This window comes from Paenimyroides baculatum, assembly GCF_008629655.1.
Classification (GTDB): domain Bacteria; phylum Bacteroidota; class Bacteroidia; order Flavobacteriales; family Flavobacteriaceae; genus Flavobacterium; species Flavobacterium baculatum.
This window is the reverse complement of the sequence record NZ_VWSG01000005.1, coordinates 26,345-46,574: the sequence shown is the minus strand read 5'-3', so window position 1 is coordinate 46,574 and position 20,230 is coordinate 26,345. Positions and strand designations below refer to the sequence as shown.

The window sequence follows — 20,230 nt, the reverse complement described above, 5'->3', positions numbered from 1 at the left end:
TATAACTGTTTCATAATCAGAAATAAAAAAGTGAAATTATTTTTTGGTAGGATATACGTCTTTAATCATGACTTTTTCCGAGTAATTGATCATTTCTACCGTAATAGCTTCTTTTTTAGTATTTTGTCCTTCAATTATGTATAATTTGCCACCTTGTTCAAAAACATTGCTTTTGTCAAAATTTACATCGCCATGAGTAAGGCACATCTTAACATCGTTCATATTAATCAAAGCGTCGTCAAAACTAATCTGTGCTTTATCTGAAATGGTTAATGGTTTTGATCGTAAATCTTTTAAAACTCTGCAGTTTGGCAGGTAACAAAAATCGGCATCTTTAGCATCGAAAAAATAATATACAATAATTCCTCCGATCAATAATCCTAATAAATAGTAAGCAAAACGCTGTGGAAACTTCATGAAAAATAATTTTGGGCAAAAATACAACTATTATTAGTTATAGAAATATTAAATTAAGGTCTTTAAACGGTAGATTGAACCATTTTGCAATAGCTTCGTTAACCAGACTGCCTTTGTACATGTAAATTCCCGATCTAATGGTATTGTCGTAGCTGATGGCATCGTCTATAGAACCGTTTTCGGTTAAATCTAACAAATAGGGCGATATGATGTTACTTATTGCCAGCGACGCTGTTTTTGAGTATTTTGCAGTAATATTTGGAACGCCGTAATGAATAACGCCGTATTTGGTAATTACAGGATTTTCGTGTGTAGTTACTTCAGATGTTTCAAAACAACCGCCATTATCAATACAAACATCAATAATTACCGACCCCGGTTTCATGCGCTGAACCATTTCTTCCGAAATAACAATAGGAGAGCGGTTACAGCCTTTTATGGCACCAATGGCAACATCGCAACGCATTAAAGCCTTTGTTAGCACGCGTTCTTGTATGGTTGATGTGAATATTTGTGTAGGTAAGGATTTTTGCAGACGTTTTAATTTATGGATATTATTATCGAAAACTTTTACGTTTACGCCCAATGCCAGCGCTGTTTTTACTGCCGCTTCGCCTACCAAACCTGCTCCGATTATGACTACTTCCGTTGGTGGAACGCCTGTAATGTTTCCAAAAAGTAATCCTTTACCACCATTCATGCGGCACATATAATCGCTTGCAATCTGTATTGATGCAATACCCGCAATCTCGCTTATAGCATGCAGAAAAGGATATGCGCCGTAACGATCTTTTATGAATTCGTAACAAAGTGCCGTTATTTTTTTCTTTTCTAATGCTTCAAAATATTCCTTTTTCTGTGTTTTAAGCTGTAATGCCGAAAAAAGATAAGTCTTTGGTTTCATTAACCTGATTTCATCAATTGTAGGTGGTTCAACCTTTAAAATAATAGGGCACCCAAAAACTTTTTCTTTATCATGCGTAATAGTTGCACCGGCTTCGCTGTACTTTTTATCATCGTAACTGGCTTCTGTACCCGCACCGGCTTCAATCAATACTTTATGACCGGCTTTTACCAGCATATTTACCGATTCGGGTGTAAGACAGATTCTTTTTTCGATTTTAAAATCTTCTTTTGGAATGCCAATAAAAAGTTGTCCGCGTTTTTTACGGATTTCTAATTTTTCCTCTTGCGGAATTAATTGCGATTTTGAAAAAGGACTTGTTATATCCATAATTAAACAAAATTTAATTCACGTGTATGTTCGTCAACAATGGTAATAGATACGGTATGTACGTTTTTTGGTAAAATATTCTGTGCCAAATCGGGCCATTCTACAAAACACCACGCATTTTCATCAAAATATTCGTCTAAACCCATATCGTATGCTTCTTCTTTATTTTTTAATCGATACAGATCAAAATGATACACTTTATCGTTCGTTCCTAAATATTCGTTCACAATTGAAAAAGTAGGACTGCTTGCCATTTCGTTTACGCCTAATTCTTTAGCCAGTTCTTTTATTAAAGTGGTTTTGCCCGCACCCATTTGTGCATTAAAAAGCCAGGTTTTGTGTGTACTGTTTTGTATTAGTTTACGGGCAACATCGGCTAAATCATCAATAGAATAAGTAATCGTCATTTTATTTTTTAGGCGTTAAAGTTATAAGCGGCACAATCATTTCTTCTAACGAAATACCGCCGTGCTGATACGTGTTTTTAAAATAACTTACGTAATAATTGTAATTGTTAATATACGCTAAAAAGTAATCGCTTTTTGCAAAAATGTACGAACTACTCATATTAATTGCCGGCAATTGTACCTTTTTAGGATCTTTAACCACATAAACATCTTTTGGTTCGTAAGTTAACGATTTTCCGGTTTTGTATCGAAGGTTCAAGCTGGTGTTTTTATCACCAATTACCTGCGACGGATTTTTACAGTTTATAGTTCCGTGATCTGTTGTAATAATTAATTTGAAACCTGCTGTTTGTGCTTGTTGGATGATTTCTAAAAGTGGCGAATTTTTAAACCAGCTTTGCGTTAACGATCGGTATGCTTTATCGGTTGATGCCAGTTCTTTAATAACTTCCATTTCGGTTTTTGCATGCGAAATCATATCAACAAAATTATAAACCAATGCAATTAACTTATTGTTTTTGCTTGATTTAAAATTCTCTGCGAGCTTTTTACCGTCTTTTAAATTGGTTATTTTATGATATTCATATTTAATGTTTAAACGCAAACGTTTTAATTGATCTTCTAAAAATTCGGCTTCAAAAAGATTTTTTCCACCATCATCTACATCATTTTTCCAATATTGTGGCAGTTGTTTTTCCATTTGTAACGGAGTCAAGCCTGAAAAAATAGCGTTTCTGGCGTATTGCGTTGCTGTTGGAAGTATAGAATAATAATGCTCTTCTTTATCTACTTTATAATGTTGGTTGACGATACCTTCAAAAGCTTTCCATTGATCGTATCGCAAATTATCAATCACTACAAAAAGCACATTTTCTTCGCCACGTAATTCGGGAACAACCTTTCTTACAAACAGTTTGTGAGAGAAAAGCGGTGCTTCGTCATCGTTATTAATCCAGTCTTCGTAATTTTTTTCTACAAATTTTCCGAATTGAATATTAGCTTCTTCCTTTTGTTTTTCAAGAATTTCAGCTACATTTTGATCTTCGATCGTTTCCAATTGCAATTCCCAGAAAATCAATCTTTTGTATAAATCTGCCCATTCCTGATGCGAATTTGCCTGCATCATTTCCATTGCAATTTTTCTGAATTCCTTCTGATAATCCAACGACGTTTTTTCTGAAATCAACCTTGAATGATCTAAATTCTTCTTCAAACTCAACAAGATCTGGTTTGGATTTACAGGTTTAATCAAATAATCGGCAATTTTAGATCCAATCGCTTCATCCATTATAAATTCTTCCTCACTTTTGGTGATCATTATAATAGGTATGGTCGATTTTTTTTCTTTCAATTCTGCCAAAGTTTCCAACCCGGTAATTCCCGGCATATTCTCATCTAAAAAAACAGCATCAAAATTTTCTTCGTCAAATAAATCAATCGCATCCTGTCCGTTGGTAGCAGTAGTTACTTTATAGCCTTTCTTTTCTAAAAAAAGCACATGTGGTTTTAACAAGTCAATTTCATCATCAACCCACAATATTTTTATTTCATTCATAGCAATAATATTTTACCTGTTATAAAAACAGGTATTAGAATTTTAAATTTAGTAAAAAGTAAATACAATTTTCTTAAAATATTAATAAGAAAATTTAAAACCTTATTTATTACAAAAATGATATAAATATTTTGTTTTTTAGATACTTTTGTATGTTTTATCAATTAAAATAACAACAATTAAGTTGTTATATTAACTACGTTTTTAAATGTATTTTTCTTTTATAATACCTGTTTACAACCGACCTGATGAAATTGATGAATTACTTCAAAGTCTGGTACATCAAACTTATACTAATGATTTTGAGATTGTTGTGGTAGAAGATGGTTCTACAGTTAACTGCCAAGATATTGTAAATAAGTATATTAACCAGCTTAATGTTTCATATTACTTTAAGAAAAATTCAGGACCGGGCGATTCTCGAAATTATGGAATGACGGTTGCAAAAGGCGATTATTTTATCATTTTAGATTCAGATTGTATTATTCCTGAAAATTATTTGGTTGAAGTTGATCAATTTCTTACTAATAATTATGTGGATTGTTTTGGCGGACCTGATGCGGCGCACGATTCTTTTTCTGATGTGCAGAAAGCAATTAATCAAACGATGACATCGGTTTTAACAACAGGTGGAATTCGTGGTGCAAGCGAGAAATTAGGAAAGTTTCAGCCAAGAAGTTTTAACATGGGAATTTCGAAGGAAGCTTTTGAAGCATCGGGTGGTTTTGGGAAGATTCATCCGGGAGAAGATCCTGATTTATCGATTCGTTTATGGAAAATGAATTTTAAAACGGCTTTAATTCCAAATGCACATGTTTTCCACAAACGCAGGATCGATTGGGAAAAATTCTACAAACAAGTGAATAAATTTGGCAAAGCTAGACCAATTTTAAACCAGCGCTATCCAGAATATAGTAAAATTACCTTTTGGTTTCCTGCAATTTTTTCAGTTGGCTTTTATGTTTCGCTTTTATTTTTAATTGTTGGCATTAACGTGTTTTTTTACTGCTATGCCTTGTATTTCCTAGCTGTTTTTATAGAAACTTTAGCTAAAACAAAGAACCTTAAAATTGGATTTTTAACAATAATTGCAACTTTTATTCAGTTTTTTGGATATGGGGCAGGGTTTTTGTACAGCTATTTTTTGTTAAATATTAAGAAGCAAGATCCAGAAGTAGCAATGCCCGAAATGTTTTTTAAATAATGATGAAAATAATAGGAGTAACCGGAGGAATTGGCAGTGGCAAAACAACCATTATCAATTATATAAAATCGAAGGGTTTTGCGGTTTATATTGCTGATGGTGCGGGAAGGAAAGTTATGCAGAAGCGTGAAATTATTCAGCAGATAAATCAACTTTTTAATGACGAAGTTCTTTTGCCTGATGGTTTTTTGGATCGATCTAAAATAGCATCGCTCGTTTTTAATAATAACTATCTGTTGCAGAAATTGAACAATGTTGTGCATCCAGCCGTAGCGTTAGATTTTGAAGAATTCAAAAAGGAAAATGCTTCAGAAAAAGTGATTTTTAAAGAGACAGCAGTTTTGTTTGAATCGGGTTCGTACAAAGAGTGCGACGCCACAATTTTAATTACCGCACCGTTAGAAATTAGAATAAAAAGGGTAATGCAACGTGATAATATTACGAAAGAGCAGGTGGAAAGCAGGATTAAAAACCAACTGTCAGACGATCAAAAAGCCGCATTGGCAACTTATATTGTTGAAAATATAGATTTAAAACACGCTTTTAAGAGTATTGACGATATTATAATAAAAATTTTAAATAATTAGGTTTGATGTTAACTTTAGGTTAAAACGATTATTTTTAAATGTTAAAATGTTAAATTTGAACATATTTTAATTGCAGAATGAATAAATACAGATTTCAGTTTTTAGTTGTTTTAATGAGTTTGGCGCTGTTAGGAATAACTTTAATACAGCTTTACTGGATTAGTACAACTTACGAAAATAAAGATGATCAGTTTCAGCACATGGTTAATCTTACAATAGGTAAAGTTGTTGACAGGGTTCAAGAAAAAGAACGTTACGATTTTCAAAAAAAGCTGATAGATTATAAAAACAAAACGGGAAAAACTCCGGATCAAACAGAAGTTAGAAAGATTTTTTATACTGAAAAGAATGTAGAAACAAACGAAGAAATTGTTTACACAAATATTATTTCAGTTGAAAATTTTAAGGATATTAATTTTGGCAAAACGTTCATTGACAGTGCAAGCGGATCTAAAAAAGATTATAAAAACTACATCAGTAGCCGTAAAACAGAAATTTACCATGGTAAACCAACATATATTGATGGAGTGTCATCAGGTGTTCATCGTTCGCTAAATACACAAAATCAGCCAGATGAAGTAATTGAAAAAACCGGAAATGTTGATGATTTAGATAAAATAGTAATCAATACAACTTATTATGATGTTGTTTCAGCATATCCAATAGAAGATCGTTTAAATAACAATGTTTTAAACACGTTGATTAAGCAGGAGTTAGCGAATAATAAACTTCCAACTAATTTTGAATACGCTGTTTTTAACAACGGTTTGGGAACATCAATTAAGTCGGCTAATTTTGTTTTTAATGAAAAGAATACCTATTCGGTGCCAATTTTAACCGATGTTGAGAATCATTCAAAATATCAGCTTTATATCAGTTTTCCACAGAAATCGAAGTTCTTATTTTCAGATTTACTGCCATTCATACTAATATCGTTATTATTCACGGTGGTAATTATTGCAGCATATTATAGCGCAATCCGTCAGTTAATTACGCAACGACAGATTTCTGAAATCAAAAACGATTTTATTAATAATATGACACACGAGTTTAAAACGCCTATTGCAACTATTAATCTTGCTTTAGATGCCATTAAAAACCCGAAAATCATAAACGATGAAGAAAAGGTTTTAAGATACATTCAAATGATTCGTGACGAAAACAAACGAATGCACGCGCAAATTGAAAATATCTTAAGAATATCGAAACTAGAGAAAAAAGAATTAGATATTCCGAAAGAAAAAGTGGAATTAACCGAAGTGCTAGAACTAGCAATAGATCACGTTTCACTGTTAATTGAAGATCGCGAAGGAACATTAAACACTCATTTTAATACAACAAGAGACAGTGTTTTAATTAACCCAACGCACTTTACAAGCGTTTTTGTAAATATCTTGGACAATGCCATTAAATATTCGCACAACGCACCTGTAATTGATATTTATACAGAAAATATAAAAGATACAATTGTAGTTAAAATTAAAGATCAGGGAAGTGGTATGAGTAAAACTGCCACAAAGAAAATATTTGATAAATTTTATCGCGAACATACCGGCGATTTGCACAATGTAAAAGGTCACGGTTTAGGTCTGGCTTATGTAAAACAGATTGTAGACGACCACAACGCACAGGTCTATGTAGAAAGCGAAAAAGGTAAGGGTAGTACCTTTATAATAAAAATACCGTTAATAAACTAATAGTTAAACAAACAACAAATAGATAAAACAATGGAAGTAAGCAACAAAAAGATTTTATTGGTAGAAGATGATCCTAACTTCGGATCAATCTTAAAAGATTATTTAATGATGAATGATTTCGATGTAACTCTTGCCAAAAATGGTATGGAAGGATTCGAAAAATTCAAAAAAGATACATTTGATTTATGTATTCTAGACGTAATGATGCCTTATAAAGACGGATTTACATTAGCACGCGAAATCAGAGATAAAAATAAAGAAATTCCTATTATCTTCTTAACTGCTAAAACAATGAAAGAAGATGTTTTAAAAGGATATAAAGTAGGTGCAGACGATTATTTAAACAAACCGTTTGATTCTGAAGTGCTGTTAATGAAGATTAAAGCAATTATGCAGCGTAAATCGTCTGAAGTTAAGGCAGAGAACACAAAATTCGAATTCCAGATTGGTAAATTTAATTTAAATTCAAAACTTCGTTTCTTAACTTTTGAAGATGATGAACCGATTAAATTATCGCCAAAAGAAAACGAATTATTAAAAATGTTGGCACTTTATGAAAACGATTTAATGCCACGTGAAGTTGCATTGACAAAAATATGGAGAGATGATAATTATTTTACATCTAGAAGTATGGACGTTTATATTGCCAAATTAAGAAAATACCTGAAGTCTGATGAGAATGTAGAAATTTTAAACATTCACGGTGAAGGTTTTAGATTGGTAATTAAAAATAAAGATAAATAATAAAAAAGCTTGAGAAATTTCTCAAGCTTTTTTTGTGCCGTTAATTATTTTTATGAAGTTGAACTGACAGAATCAATAACGTTTTCGTCAGTTCGAGCTTGTCGAGAACTTTTAAAAACTACTTAAAATAATTAAAATCGTGGTTGTTTTCTATGTTTAACAAGGTTTCATAAATTAACTTAATTACATTTTCAACATCATTTTTATGAACCATTTCAACTGTTGTGTGCATGTATCTTAAAGGTAACGAAATTAATGCAGATGCAACACCGCCGTTACTGTAAGCAAACGCATCGGTATCTGTTCCTGTAACTCGTGATGATGCCAAACGTTGAAAAGGAATACTGTTCTTTTCAGCTGTATCAATAATTAAATCGCGTAAATTATTTTGAACTGCAGGTGCATAAGTAATTACTGGCCCAGATCCAATTTTGGTTTCACCTTCAATCTTTTTGTCGATCATTGGTGTAGTACTGTCATGACAAACATCGGTTACAATTGCAATATTCGGTTTAATACTTTGAGTGATCATTTCGGCACCACGTAAACCAACTTCTTCTTGTACCGAATTGGTAATGTACAATCCAAAAGGTAATTTTTTGTTGTTTTCTTTTAATAAACGAGCAACTTCTGCTATCATAAATCCGCCCATACGGTTATCCAAAGCACGACAAACAAACTTATTATCGTTCAAAATCTCAAAACTATCCGGATACGTAATTACACAACCAACATGAATTCCCAAAGCTTCTACTTCGGCTTTTGATTCGCATCCGCAATCAATAAAAATATTTTCAATTTTTGGTGTAGGTTCATCTTTCCCTGCGCGTAATCTTGTATGAATTGCCGGCCAGCCAAAAACACCTTTTACAATTCCGTTTTTTGTGTGAATATTTACACGTTTTGATGGAGCAATCATTTGGTCGCTTCCTCCATTTCTAATTACGTAAATCATACCATCTTCGGCAATATAGTTCACATACCACGAAATTTCGTCTGCATGCCCTTCAATAACCACTTTAAATTCAGCGTCAGGATTTATCACACCAACGCAGGTTCCGTAAGTATCTGTAAAAACCGTATCAACATAAGGTTTTATGTAATCCATCCATAATTTTTGTCCTTCTTTTTCAAAACCTGTAGGTGAAGCGTTGTTTAAGTATCCTTCCAAAAAGGTCATTGAATCGTTGTCTAGTATGGTTTTTGCAGTCATAATTTTTGTAAAAATTTTAAACGAATTTACTAATAATTTTGTTTTATATTTACTTTAAAATTACACGAATAACAATGAGAAAATTTTTTATAATATTTTTTTCTTTTTTGGCATTCCAAATCAATGCGCAGGTTAACGATTGGGAAAAATATGCCGATTCTTTGCGTACAAATGTTTTAGACGACGGTGAAATTGAAAAGGAATTTATGCTGCCGGAATTACATATTAATTTTTCGAAAGAAGAATTAGAACGCATTAAAATACAGAATGTTTTAAAACGCAGAATAATAAGGGTTTACGGATATGCCGTTAAAACCAGCGATAATTTAACGTCTTTAAACGAGAATATGGCGAAGATGGAATCAAATTCGCAAAAAAGAAAGTATTTAAGACAAACAGAGAAATATCTTAAAGAACAGTTTGAAGAGCCTTTGAAAAAACTTTCACGTAAAGACGGACAGATTCTTGTTAAGTTGATAAATCGCCAAACAAATAAAAGTACTTTTGAACTGGTTAAAGATTTAAAAAGCGGATGGTCTGCATTTTGGAATCAGCAAGCAGCTAAATTGTTCGATATAAATTTAAAAACAAAGTATGAACCTGCTGATGTTCTAGAGGATTTTTACATAGAAATGTTAATACAGGAACTGGCAGCCGAAGGCAGAATTGATTACCGTCCAGCAGCCCGCAATCTTAAAATGGATCAGGTAAAAACCAAGTGGAAAAATAAATTAGGCGATTCTGGTTATTATCCCGAAGAAAATTAATCAAACATTTTTGGTATATTTGCAATAAGCAATACATTCATGGAACAATTCATTGTATCGGCACGAAAATACCGTCCGCAAACTTTTAAAGACGTTGTTGGTCAGCAAACAATTACAAGCACTTTAGTTAATGCTATAGAGAACAATCATTTGGCTCAAGCATTATTATTTACTGGTCCGCGTGGAGTTGGTAAAACTACTTGTGCCCGTATTTTGGCTCGAAAAATTAACCAGATCGGGTACGATGATCCTAATGAAGATTTTGCTTTTAACGTGTTTGAATTAGATGCGGCTTCGAACAACTCGGTCGAAGATATCCGTAATTTAATTGATCAGGTTCGCATACCACCACAAACGGGAATTTATAAAGTTTATATTATTGACGAGGTACACATGTTGTCATCGGCAGCTTTTAATGCGTTCCTTAAAACGTTAGAAGAACCACCAAAACATGCCATTTTTATTTTGGCAACAACAGAAAAGCATAAGATTATTCCTACGATATTATCTCGTTGTCAGATATTTGATTTTAAACGAATTACCGTTAATGATGCAAAGGAATACTTAAAAGAAGTTGCTGTTAGTCAGAATATTACTTTTGAAGAAGATGCATTACAGATTATTGCCCAAAAAGCAGACGGAGCTATGCGTGATGCACTTTCAATCTTTGATAGAGTAGTATCTTTCTGTGGAACCAATTTAACACGCCAGGCAGTTGCAGAAAACCTGAATGTTTTAGATTACGATTACTATTTAAAGGTTACCGATTTAATTATTTCAAACGATATCCCGAACTTATTGCTGACTTTCGATGGAATTTTAGCAAAGGGTTTCGATGGAAATCATTTTGTGACAGGATTGGCATCGCATTTTAGAAATTTGCTGGTTTGTAGAAATCCGCAAACGCTTATTTTGTTAGATGTTAGCGATGAAAACAAGAATCTGTTTTATCAGCAGGCACAAAAATGTACGCAGGAAATATTAATCGAAGCAATAAATATTGCAAACACGTGCGATTTAAAATATAAAACTTCCGTAAACCAGCGTTTGTTGGTAGAATTGTGTTTAATGCAGTTGGCAACGTTGACTCACCCTGAAAAAAAAAATTTAAATCAGAACTGATTCCGGCAGCATTTTTTATAAATGTAAGTAAAAACAGTAGTCATTCAATTGTGGTTGAAGAGCCGAAAGCTGTCATTTCTAAAGAAAAAACCGATGTAGAAGATGTTGCTGTAAATTCAAATACAGAAGATTTAAATACGCAGAAGGTTATCTTATCAAAAGAAACGGGTGAACATCAAATTTCTGCACTTTCACTAAAAAGCATCAAGAAAAAAAGAGAGTTAGAAGCTTCTATAAACCCTGTTCAGATCAATCACGAAGACTTACCTAATGATCATTTTACGTTTGAAGAACTTAAAAAACATTGGGATTTTTGTTCGAATCAATACTATACAACCGGCAGAATGCTTATGTCGTCTACCATGAACATGGCAAATTTAACCTTAAATGAAAATGTTTTAACTGTTGAATTTCCAAACACGGGCAGTAAATTAAGTTTTGAAGAAAATCTGTACGATCTGGTTTCGTTCATTCATAAAAAACTGAACAATTACCATTTAAAGATCGATGTTAAAGTAAACGAACAAGCACAAGTTAAGAAGGCATATACCATTCACGATAAGTTAGATTATTTAAAAGAATTGAATCCGGCTTTAGATGTCTTGATTAAAACCTTTGATTTAGAAATAAAACCATAAAAAAATGAAGACTAAAAATCTTCATTTTTTCTATCTTCAATTTCTAATTTCAACAGAATTTTTGCTACATCGCTTTCAGCAAAAGATAAATTTCCGGCAACAAAAACACCACGTTCTCCATTGGTAAAATTTTCAATTCCATAAACCGTAGCTTCATCATCAGGGTCGCTCATGCCTTCATATCTGTAAATCTCTACAATTCCAAAACTCGATGGCGATGCTAAAATCTGTCCTTCTTCAATATTAAAATCAATAGAAAATCCTTTTTCCTTTAACTCTTCCAGCGCTTTTTCAACCGTTGCGTAGTGATACATTTTTTTCATAGTTTGTAATTTTATCTGTAAGTTAAGAATTTTTGATTTAACGGCTTTAAAAATTATCATAAAATCTAATAACAACTTTTTTGTTTGTACTTTTGTAAAAAATGTAATTATGATATCAATAGGAAACTTCAACATGTTAAAAATTGCAAGAAGAACCAATGTTGGGCTGTATTTGACCGATGGAAACGAAGATGTGCTTTTGCCTAAAAAGTATCTGCCCGAAAATTTTGAAATTGGTGACGATATAGAAGTTTTTGTTTATTTGGATCATGAAGAACGACCGGTTGCAACGACTTTAGAACCGTACATTTTTTTAAACGAATTTGCTCTTTTAAAAGTTAATTACATCAATGAATATGGTGCTTTTATGGATTGGGGTTTAGAAAAAGATTTGTTTGTTCCGTTCAGAGAGCAGGCTCGACCAATGACCGAAGGCAACTATTACATGATTTACATGACTTTAGATGATAAAACGAATCGTTTGGTTGGATCATCGAAATTAAATCAGTTTTTAGATAATACAGATCTTACGGTTGAAGTAGGGGAAGAGGTTGATTTAATTGTTTCGCACATTACCGATGCAGGAATTAACGTGATCATCAACGAAAAACACAAAGGATTGATGTATCAGAACGAAACTTTTGAAGATTTCAGAACTGGCGACCGTATCATTGGCTACATCAAAAACATAAGACCCGACGGAAAAATCGATGTTTCTAGAAATAAACTTGGTTTTGAAAAAGTATCAGACAGCGTTTCTAAAATTCTAACAGAATTAGAAATGAACAACGGTTTTTTAGGTTTGAACGATAAAAGCCATCCCGATGAAATTAAAACCGTTTTGGGTATGAGCAAAAAGACTTTTAAACAAACGGTTGGTGTTTTATATAAAGAAAAGAAGATTTTAATTAAAGACGACGGAATTCATTTGGTTTAATGTTAAAGTAATCATAATACAAAATAAAATCATTATATTTATTTAAAATTATAAATTATTATGTGTTATGAAAAAAACTTTACTTATAATTTTCGGAACCGCTTCTTTACTGGCGTGCAAAGGTAAAACAGACTGTCAGGAACTTTCAGGAACCTACAGTACTTTTGTTGAAGCCAGAAAAGAAATTACAAAGGCTAACTATCCCATTAAGAAAATTCAGTCAACGCCCGAAAGCTCTTGGATTAAACGTATTGAATTTTACAGTTGCAACGAAAAAGAAGGTTACCTAATCATCTATACAACCCGTGCAGAAGAATACATACACGCACATGTACCTTTGGCAATTTGGGAAGAATTTTCTACAGCAAAATCAAAAGGATCGTACTATAACACCAATATTGTAAACCGTTACGCTTTCAATTTAAAGTAAAACTTAAAAAATGGTATGTTAGTTGTATATTATAATGCAATATTATTCGTTTAGATTAATATTGCATTAAATTTGCAAAACAAAAATATACAGATGAAAAAATACCTTTTTATACTTTTTGGATTACTTTTTTTGAATTCATGGAATGCACAGGCGCAGATTGACGATACCGATTTGGAAGAATTGGTGATTGATAAATTGTCGCGCAGTAGCATGATTGATATCATAAAAAAGGTACGCAACCAAATGTATAATAATTATGCCGATAACAATTACAATTATTTGGTAACACATCAGGCAATGATTAACGATACGGCTCAATTGCTGAATTCTGAAACGGTGTTTGATGTGAACATTAATCTTAAAAGCAAAAAAATAAATAAAAGCATAGTTAAAGATCCAAGAAACAAAATGTCAATGGACACCTTGTTTTTTAACCGTTATTCAGGTAACGATTCTCCAATGTACTGGCTTACCGAGGTGGTTATAAGAAAATATGTAAACGTACCCGAACTGGATTTCTTTAACAACTTTAAAGATTATACGTTTGAAAGAAAAAGAACGAATGACGGACAATATGTAATTGAATTTTATTCGGAACAGTTTTATGAAGGATATTTTCAGTACGATAAAAACTTCAACCTAAAAAAAATGGAGTTTGTTCTTTTGAAACCTTATGTAATTGATCACAGCCAGTCGAGAAACGGAAAGTTTATGTTCGAAAAAAACTGGATCTACAAACAAGAAAAAGTTTCGATCACTTTCAATACAAATAACGAAGGCAAAAATTATGTAAGTGAATTAAAAGCTTCAGAAGAAATACAGGATTATAACTTCACAAGATTCGATTCAAACGGTGGAGTAGTAATAAAAGATATAGATTTGGATTTTAAATCGAATTTAATTTTCAAAAAGATGTAAAAAATCCCGAAGTTTAAGCTTCGGGATTTTTTTGTTTATCTTAATTCCGCACCAACTTCTGTCTGTAACTGGTTTTGAATTTTACTCATTATTTTGTCAATCTGCGCATCGGTTAGCGTTTTGTCTTTGTCTTGTAACTTCATGCTTATTGCGTAAGATTTGGTTCCTTCAGGTAATTTATCGCCTTGATAAACATCGAACAAAGAAACATCAGAAATCAAGTTTTTATCAACTTGTTTTACAATTTTGTAAACATCGGCAAACGATACTTCATTCTTTATCAATAAAGCTAAATCGCGTTTTACAACCGGATATTTTGAAATTTCTGCAAACTTAATTTTGCTCGAAACTACGTTTAAAATCGTATTCCAGTTGAAATCGGCATAAAAAACATCTTGTTTAATATCGAAATGTTTCAAAATAGATTTTTTTACGTTACCAAAAGAAACGACTTTTCTGTCGCCTAAATAGTAAGAAATTCCTTCAGAGAAAATATCGTTTTCGTTTGGTTGGGTTTCAATATTTTTAAGTCCTAAACGAAGCAACAACGCATCGATATATCCTTTAAACAAAAAGAAATCAACAGATGTTGCAGGCGTATTCCAGTTGATACCGTTGCTGTTCCCTGTTGCAAATAAAGCCAAATGTTTATATTCTTCGTAACCTGACAACGTTTTTGCATAGGTTTTACCGAATTCAAAATATTTTAAATCGGCTTTTTTACGGTTGATGTTGTAAGCGATTGATTCTAATCCACCAAAAAGCAAGGTTTGACGCATAATTGATAAATCCTGACTTAACGGATTTAAAATGGCAACTTGTTGGTTTGTGTTTATATCGGCAATTAAATCTGAATAAGCTGTGGTTGTTAACGAATTCGACATTGTTTCGTAAAAACCTTGACTTACCAACTGATCTGCTGCGATGTTCTGCACTTTATGATCGTCGGTTTTAGATCCGTAAGCAATTGTTGCGTTAATTTTAGATCCAACTTTTATGTTGTTGAAACCGTACACACGAAGAATTTCCTCGATAACATCGATTTCACGCTGCACATCAACACGATAAGGTGGAATAGATAATCCTAAACCTTTATCGGTAATATTTGTAACTTTAATATCTAACGAAACCAAAATTTTCTTGATTGTTTCGTTTGGAATATTCTCTCCTAAAATCTTGTTGACATTGCTGTAATTCAAGAAAACTGAAAAATCTTCTATCTTTTTTGGATACAGATCGGTAATGTCAGAAGTAATTTCACCACCCGAAATTTCAGCAATCAATATAGCAGCATGTTTTAAAGCATAAGTTGTAATACTTGGGTCGATACCTCTTTCAAAACGGAAAGATGCATCGGTAGAAATACCATGTGCTTTAGCTGTTTTACGAATGCTTACTGGATTAAAATACGCACTTTCTAAAAAGATTGCCGTTGTATATTCGGTAACTCCGGAGTTTAATCCGCCTAAAACACCAGCTAAACAAAGCGGTTGGTTTTCATCGCAAATTACAATATCTTCTTCATTCAAAGTACGTTCAATACCATCTAAAGTCAATAATTTACTGCCTTTCACCGCATTTTTTACAATGATCTTGTTTCCTTTAATACGCGATGCATCAAAAGCGTGCAACGGCTGACCCAATTCGTGCAACACGTAATTAGTAGCATCAACAATATTGTTTTTTGGTGTAATACCAATTGCTTTTAATGCATTTTGCAACCAAGTCGGCGAAGGTTTAACTTCAATTCCCGAAATAGTTACTCCGGCATAATGTGGCGCCAGTTTGCTGTCTTCAACAATAATATCGTACTTCAAGGTACGTTTTTCAACCTTAAATTTGCTTATACTCGGTGTAATTAATTCTGAAAAACTGCTTTGCGGTTTGTTTTGAATTAAACCTGCACGCAAGTCACGCGCAACGCCCCAATGACTCATAGCATCGGCACGGTTTGGCGTTAAACCAATTTCAAAAACGGTATCGTTATACACTTCAAAAACTTCAGCAGCCAAAGTTCCTGGTTTAAATTTATCATCTAAAACCATAATTCCGTCATGACCTTCGCCTAAACCTAATTCGTCTTCGGCACAAATCATTCCGAAACTCTCTTCGCCACGAATTTTTCCTTTTTTAATAACAAAATCATTACCTTCTTTATCGGTTAAAACGGTGCCAATAGTTGCAACAGGTACTTTTTGTCCGGCAGCCACGTTTGGTGCGCCACAAACAATTTGTACAGGAGGTTCGCCATTGCCTAAATCAACTTTTGTGATACGAAGTTTGTCTGCATTCGGATGTTGTTCGCACGAAATTACATGACCAACAACAACGTCTTTTAATCCGCCTTTTAAACTTTCGTAAGCGTTGATACCTTCTACTTCTAATCCTAAATTCGTTAAAATTTCGGCTGTTTCTTCCGGAGCGATATCTAATTTGATAAACTGTTTTAACCAGTTATATGATATTTGCATTGATTTGTTTTTTAAAGCACAAATATACAGATTGCTGTACGTTTGATGAAATTATTTGTTTTATTTATGATAAAAATTTTGAGCGGACTTCGGCAGACGGAATCATACATTCGTCTTTTTTACCGTACCATTTGTAACGATTTTTGGCTACGTAGCGATACAGCGAATTACGCAAACTTTTAGGAGCTATTTTACCAATTTGCAGTAACGGATAGAAACCGCCTAACTGTTTGGAAATTTCTAAAGCAGCATCGCTTTCGGTATAATAAGCCACACCCGGATTGTACAGAATAATAGAATCTACCAACGGATTTACGCCGATGTATTTAATGATTTCCTTACCAAAATCGGACTGTAATGATGCAAATACAAACACATTGTTTTTATCTGCCTTGATTACTTTTTGAATGGTTTCATCGCAAAAATTACAAACGCCGTCAAAAAGAATCAACTGTTTATTTGGTGGTATTTTATCAATTATACTCATACGTTTATTTTTTTCTTTCGACCATTTCTAATTGATCCAAAGCAACTTTCGATGTAAAAAAACCGTAGTTTACTGTTGCTTTATTTTTCTCGATTGTATCAATTGTTCCAACCGATTTTCCATCGATCATACGAACGCGATCGCCGACTTTTAATTCAAAATTTGTTTTATTTGCTTGCTGTTGTTGTTGCTCTTTAACTTTTTTCTCTTTCTTTTCTTCTCGAATTTTTTCCAGCTTTTGTTCCACATCAACTTTTAACTGTAAAACTTCTTGTTCTTTTACCTTTTTTTCTTTTATGGTAATTTTCTTTCGCTTGGAATTTTCAATTTCGACCGTTTTCAGTAATTCTCCAATAAGCGTTTTTTTGTCTTTATTGTTGAAATATTTTTCAGAAAGATCATCAAATCGTTGTCCTAAATAGATCAATCGCTGGTTTGCATCGTACAATTCCTGATAACGTTCTAACTTATCCTGAATTTTTGTGTTGATGTTAGACATTTTGTTGCTTTCTTCACGCGCGCGTTTTTCTTCTTCTTTTAAATTTTCCGATGTTTTCTCTAATCGTGAACGCTCTTTCTGAAGATTCGCAATGGTTTTATCAAAACGAACTTTATCTGTTTCGATCTTCTTTTTTGCCCTATTGATCAATCCATACGGAATTCCGTTTTTCTGTGCAACTTCAAACGTAAACGAACTTCCTGCCTGTCCTAAACTCAATTTATACATTGGTTCTAACGATTTTTCATCGAACATCATGTTAGCATTTGTTGCGTGTGGCAGTTCATTCGCCAGAATTTTCAGGTTGGTGTAATGCGTAGTGATGATACCGAAAGCTTCACGATCGTAAAATTCTTCCAGAAAAACTTCAGCCAAAGCTCCACCTAATTCCGGATCGGATCCTGTACCAAATTCATCAATTAAAAACAAGGTTTTATCGTTACATTTCTTCAAAAAGTAATTCATGTTTTTTAATCGATAGCTATAAGTACTTAATTGATTTTCAATAGATTGATTATCTCCAATGTCTGTTAAAATTCTATCGAACAAGAACGTTTCACTGCGTTCGTGCACAGGAATTAACATACCACTTTGCAACATTAACTGCAACAACCCAATTGTTTTTAAGGTAATTGATTTTCCGCCGGCATTTGGTCCCGAAATTACAATAATACGCTCATTATTAGTTAATTCTATGGTTTGTGGATACGTTTGCTTGCCTTTTATCTTATTGTTTAAAAGTAAAATTGGGTGGAACGCATCTCGAAAAAATAATCTTTTTTCTGTTGAAATACTTGGCAGAATTCCGTTTATTTTTTCGGCATGTTTTGCTTTTGCAGCAACAATATCAATATGAGCTAAAAGGTTCTGAAAAATAATCAATTCTTCATGAAACGGACGAATACTATCGGTTAAAACACGTAAAATTCGCATGATTTCCTCGCGTTCTTCGTATTCCAAATTACTTAATTCTCTAGAAAATTTAAACGTATTTTCGGGTTCCATGTAAACAATACTTCCCGTTTTAGATTGACCCAAAACCGAACCTTTTACTTTTTTACGATGCATTGCCAAAACCGCCAAAACTCTGCGATTTTCTACAATAGATTCTTTAATATCGTCTAAATATCCTGCCGAATTATACTGTTGTAACGCAAAACCAAAACTCTGGTTTATTTTTCCACGAACAATCTGAATGTTTTGTCTGATCGCTTTTAAATCAACCGAAGCAGTGTCTTTAATTTCGCCGTATTTATCTAAAACCTGCTCAATATTCTGTAGTATTATCTTATTAGGCTGCGTAATTGTTGTGGCATTGTATAAAGCGGTGTAGTATTCTTGAAATTTCTTTAAAAAAGTAATTAATTCATTGGTGGTTGAAACCAAAGAGGCAATTTTTTTAAAGCCAGATGCTTCTAAAAAACTGTCTTCGATACGCAGCATTTTTAATTCGTAATTAATCGGATCAAAATAGTGCGACGGTATAGCGTTTTGGTTGCTGAAAGAAGAAACGTATTCTGACGTTTGTTTTAGTTCTTCTAACAACTGTTCTTTATTGTCGATTGGTTCTATAAGCAATGCATGTTCCTTACCAATTTCGGTAGTACATAAATCGCTTATCTGTTCTAATATGGTGCTGAATTCTAAATCTTGTAAGGTTTTATTTGCAATCAATTTCATTTGTAAATTCTCTATCAAGCTTTTGCTTTTAATAGTCAAAGTTACTAAAAATATTAATGATTAATAGTATGTAGTCAAACCATTAATTTATTTTAGATTATTGGTGTTTAGGTATAATTTAGGTAGTTCTTTTTCCAAGAATACTTTTTCAAAATCTTTACTTTTAAGTTTTCTAATATATTCAACATCATCCTTATCAATACCCGCAAAAAAACCACTAACAACTTCAAAATCTAGAATGCTATCCAATTTAATACTAACTAAACCATTTTCTAAGCTATCAAGTTTAACTGTTGCGTTTATTGTAGCGTTATATTTTGGAAACTTAAATTTATAATCATAGATTTTTTTGTTTTTGGAAAGATTAAGATTTGAAATAACAGATTTTTTATCGGTCTTTAGTCTTACTTCTAAGTCAGATTTCATATTAAAACTTCCTTGTTCTTTAGGCAAAGATGTAGCAACAAAAGAAAAAATACAAACAACAATTAAAATAGGTTTTAAAGTATTATTTAAGTTAATGAAATCATTGAAATTTGAATGCCAATAAATATATGAAATTGGTAAAATTGTTAAAGCAATTAAATCAGAATAATCAATGGTCCTATTAAAACCAATACCTATCGATTGAAAATAGTTAAGTAAAGGTTCTATTAGTTCAGATTTCCAAAAAATAAAGAATAATCCACTAAAAATATAATTGAACTTTATTTTGTTAGGAAATAGCAGACATAGAAAATATGGAAAAGAAAAAAGACCAGCAAAATCTGATAATTTTCCTGTAAAATAATTACCATAAAGATCCTTCAGAAAATGATCATTCAGCAATAGAATGAATATCGAAAATATAAAAATTAATCTAAAGTGTTTTTTTTGATTACTCATCTTTATGATAGC

Annotated in this window: 20 protein-coding genes; 10 read left to right on the top strand and 10 right to left on the bottom strand. The window is 32.6% G+C overall.

Annotation, left to right across the window (positions count from 1 at the left end; all coding sequences use genetic code 11):
• Positions 1-36: 36 nt before the first annotated feature.
• The 4 genes from F0460_RS07840 to porX are packed head-to-tail and all read right to left on the bottom strand — an operon-like array spanning position 37 to position 3,613.
• Entirely contained in the window at positions 37-417 is a 381-nt protein-coding gene (locus tag F0460_RS07840) for a DUF4258 domain-containing protein (protein ID WP_150011970.1), read from the bottom strand.
• Between the two features lie 37 nt (positions 418-454).
• Positions 455-1,651 carry an alanine dehydrogenase gene (locus F0460_RS07835; RefSeq protein WP_150011968.1) on the bottom strand — a complete coding sequence of 399 codons (1,197 nt, stop codon included), beginning with the start codon at positions 1,649-1,651 and terminating at the stop codon, positions 455-457.
• A 2-nt stretch (positions 1,652-1,653) separates the two neighbouring features.
• Positions 1,654-2,058, bottom strand: coding sequence for a tRNA (adenosine(37)-N6)-threonylcarbamoyltransferase complex ATPase subunit type 1 TsaE (gene tsaE / locus F0460_RS07830; RefSeq protein ID WP_150011966.1), 405 nt, complete (start codon positions 2,056-2,058; stop codon positions 1,654-1,656).
• Position 2,059: 1 nt separating this feature from the next.
• On the bottom strand, positions 2,060-3,613 hold the full coding sequence (gene porX, locus F0460_RS07825) for a T9SS response regulator signal transducer PorX (protein ID WP_150011964.1): 1,554 nt from the start codon (positions 3,611-3,613) through the stop codon (positions 2,060-2,062).
• A gap of 208 nt (positions 3,614-3,821) precedes the next feature.
• Here porX and F0460_RS07820 point away from each other — a divergent pair, with 208 nt between their 5' ends.
• The 4 genes from F0460_RS07820 (at position 3,822) to F0460_RS07805 (ending at position 7,845) form a co-directional block, all read left to right on the top strand.
• Entirely contained in the window at positions 3,822-4,817 is a 996-nt protein-coding gene (locus F0460_RS07820; protein WP_150011962.1) for a glycosyltransferase, read from the top strand.
• Complete coding sequence (gene coaE / locus F0460_RS07815; protein ID WP_150011960.1) at positions 4,817-5,404, top strand: dephospho-CoA kinase; 588 nt, start codon at positions 4,817-4,819, stop codon at positions 5,402-5,404. The genes F0460_RS07820 and coaE overlap by 1 nt, the downstream gene beginning before the upstream one ends.
• 77 nt (positions 5,405-5,481) lie before the next feature.
• Positions 5,482-7,101 carry a sensor histidine kinase gene (locus F0460_RS07810; RefSeq protein WP_150011958.1) on the top strand — a complete coding sequence of 540 codons (1,620 nt, stop codon included), beginning with the start codon at positions 5,482-5,484 and terminating at the stop codon, positions 7,099-7,101.
• A 30-nt stretch (positions 7,102-7,131) separates the two neighbouring features.
• Positions 7,132-7,845 carry a response regulator transcription factor gene (locus F0460_RS07805; RefSeq protein ID WP_150011956.1) on the top strand — a complete coding sequence of 238 codons (714 nt, stop codon included), beginning with the start codon at positions 7,132-7,134 and terminating at the stop codon, positions 7,843-7,845.
• 118 nt (positions 7,846-7,963) lie between these two features.
• On the opposite strand, the gene F0460_RS07800 is transcribed toward F0460_RS07805, so the two are convergent.
• Positions 7,964-9,058: a M42 family metallopeptidase gene (locus tag F0460_RS07800; protein ID WP_150011954.1), complete on the bottom strand. Its 1,095-nt coding sequence runs from the start codon at positions 9,056-9,058 to the stop codon at positions 7,964-7,966.
• A 74-nt stretch (positions 9,059-9,132) separates the two neighbouring features.
• On the opposite strand from F0460_RS07800, the gene F0460_RS07795 reads away from it, so the two are divergent.
• The 3 genes from F0460_RS07795 to F0460_RS07785 are packed head-to-tail and all read left to right on the top strand — an operon-like array spanning position 9,133 to position 11,585.
• On the top strand, positions 9,133-9,825 hold the full coding sequence (locus tag F0460_RS07795) for a DUF4294 domain-containing protein (RefSeq protein ID WP_150011952.1): 693 nt from the start codon (positions 9,133-9,135) through the stop codon (positions 9,823-9,825).
• A gap of 39 nt (positions 9,826-9,864) precedes the next feature.
• Positions 9,865-10,947, top strand: coding sequence for a DNA polymerase III subunit gamma/tau (dnaX, locus tag F0460_RS07790; RefSeq protein WP_150011950.1), 1,083 nt, complete (start codon positions 9,865-9,867; stop codon positions 10,945-10,947).
• A 50-nt stretch (positions 10,948-10,997) separates the two neighbouring features.
• Positions 10,998-11,585, top strand: coding sequence for a hypothetical protein (locus F0460_RS07785; protein ID WP_150011948.1), 588 nt, complete (start codon positions 10,998-11,000; stop codon positions 11,583-11,585).
• Positions 11,586-11,596: 11 nt separating this feature from the next.
• Here F0460_RS07785 and F0460_RS07780 read toward each other — a convergent pair whose 3' ends face one another.
• Positions 11,597-11,908 (bottom strand): hypothetical protein, encoded by a 312-nt coding sequence (locus tag F0460_RS07780; protein WP_150011946.1) that lies wholly within the window; start codon positions 11,906-11,908, stop codon positions 11,597-11,599.
• A gap of 109 nt (positions 11,909-12,017) precedes the next feature.
• Between F0460_RS07780 and F0460_RS07775 the strand changes: the two genes are divergently transcribed.
• From F0460_RS07775 to F0460_RS07765, 3 genes are all read left to right on the top strand, one after another.
• Positions 12,018-12,845, top strand: a complete 828-nt coding sequence (locus F0460_RS07775) for a CvfB family protein (RefSeq protein ID WP_150011944.1) — start codon at positions 12,018-12,020, stop codon at positions 12,843-12,845.
• 67 nt (positions 12,846-12,912) lie between these two features.
• Positions 12,913-13,275: a KTSC domain-containing protein gene (locus F0460_RS07770; protein WP_150011942.1), complete on the top strand. Its 363-nt coding sequence runs from the start codon at positions 12,913-12,915 to the stop codon at positions 13,273-13,275.
• 93 nt (positions 13,276-13,368) lie between these two features.
• On the top strand, positions 13,369-14,196 hold the full coding sequence (locus F0460_RS07765) for a hypothetical protein (protein WP_150011940.1): 828 nt from the start codon (positions 13,369-13,371) through the stop codon (positions 14,194-14,196).
• Between the two features lie 35 nt (positions 14,197-14,231).
• Here F0460_RS07765 and pheT read toward each other — a convergent pair whose 3' ends face one another.
• The 4 genes from pheT to F0460_RS07745 form a co-directional block, all read right to left on the bottom strand.
• Positions 14,232-16,667 (bottom strand): phenylalanine--tRNA ligase subunit beta, encoded by a 2,436-nt coding sequence (gene pheT, locus F0460_RS07760; protein ID WP_150011938.1) that lies wholly within the window; start codon positions 16,665-16,667, stop codon positions 14,232-14,234.
• A 64-nt stretch (positions 16,668-16,731) separates the two neighbouring features.
• Positions 16,732-17,148 (bottom strand): thiol-disulfide oxidoreductase DCC family protein, encoded by a 417-nt coding sequence (locus tag F0460_RS07755; protein WP_150012330.1) that lies wholly within the window; start codon positions 17,146-17,148, stop codon positions 16,732-16,734.
• A gap of 10 nt (positions 17,149-17,158) precedes the next feature.
• A complete protein-coding gene (locus F0460_RS07750) occupies positions 17,159-19,333 on the bottom strand; it encodes an endonuclease MutS2 (RefSeq protein WP_150011936.1) in 2,175 nt (724 codons plus the stop codon).
• Positions 19,334-19,420: 87 nt separating this feature from the next.
• Positions 19,421-20,218: a hypothetical protein gene (locus F0460_RS07745; protein WP_150011934.1), complete on the bottom strand. Its 798-nt coding sequence runs from the start codon at positions 20,216-20,218 to the stop codon at positions 19,421-19,423.
• Positions 20,219-20,230: the final 12 nt, after the last annotated feature.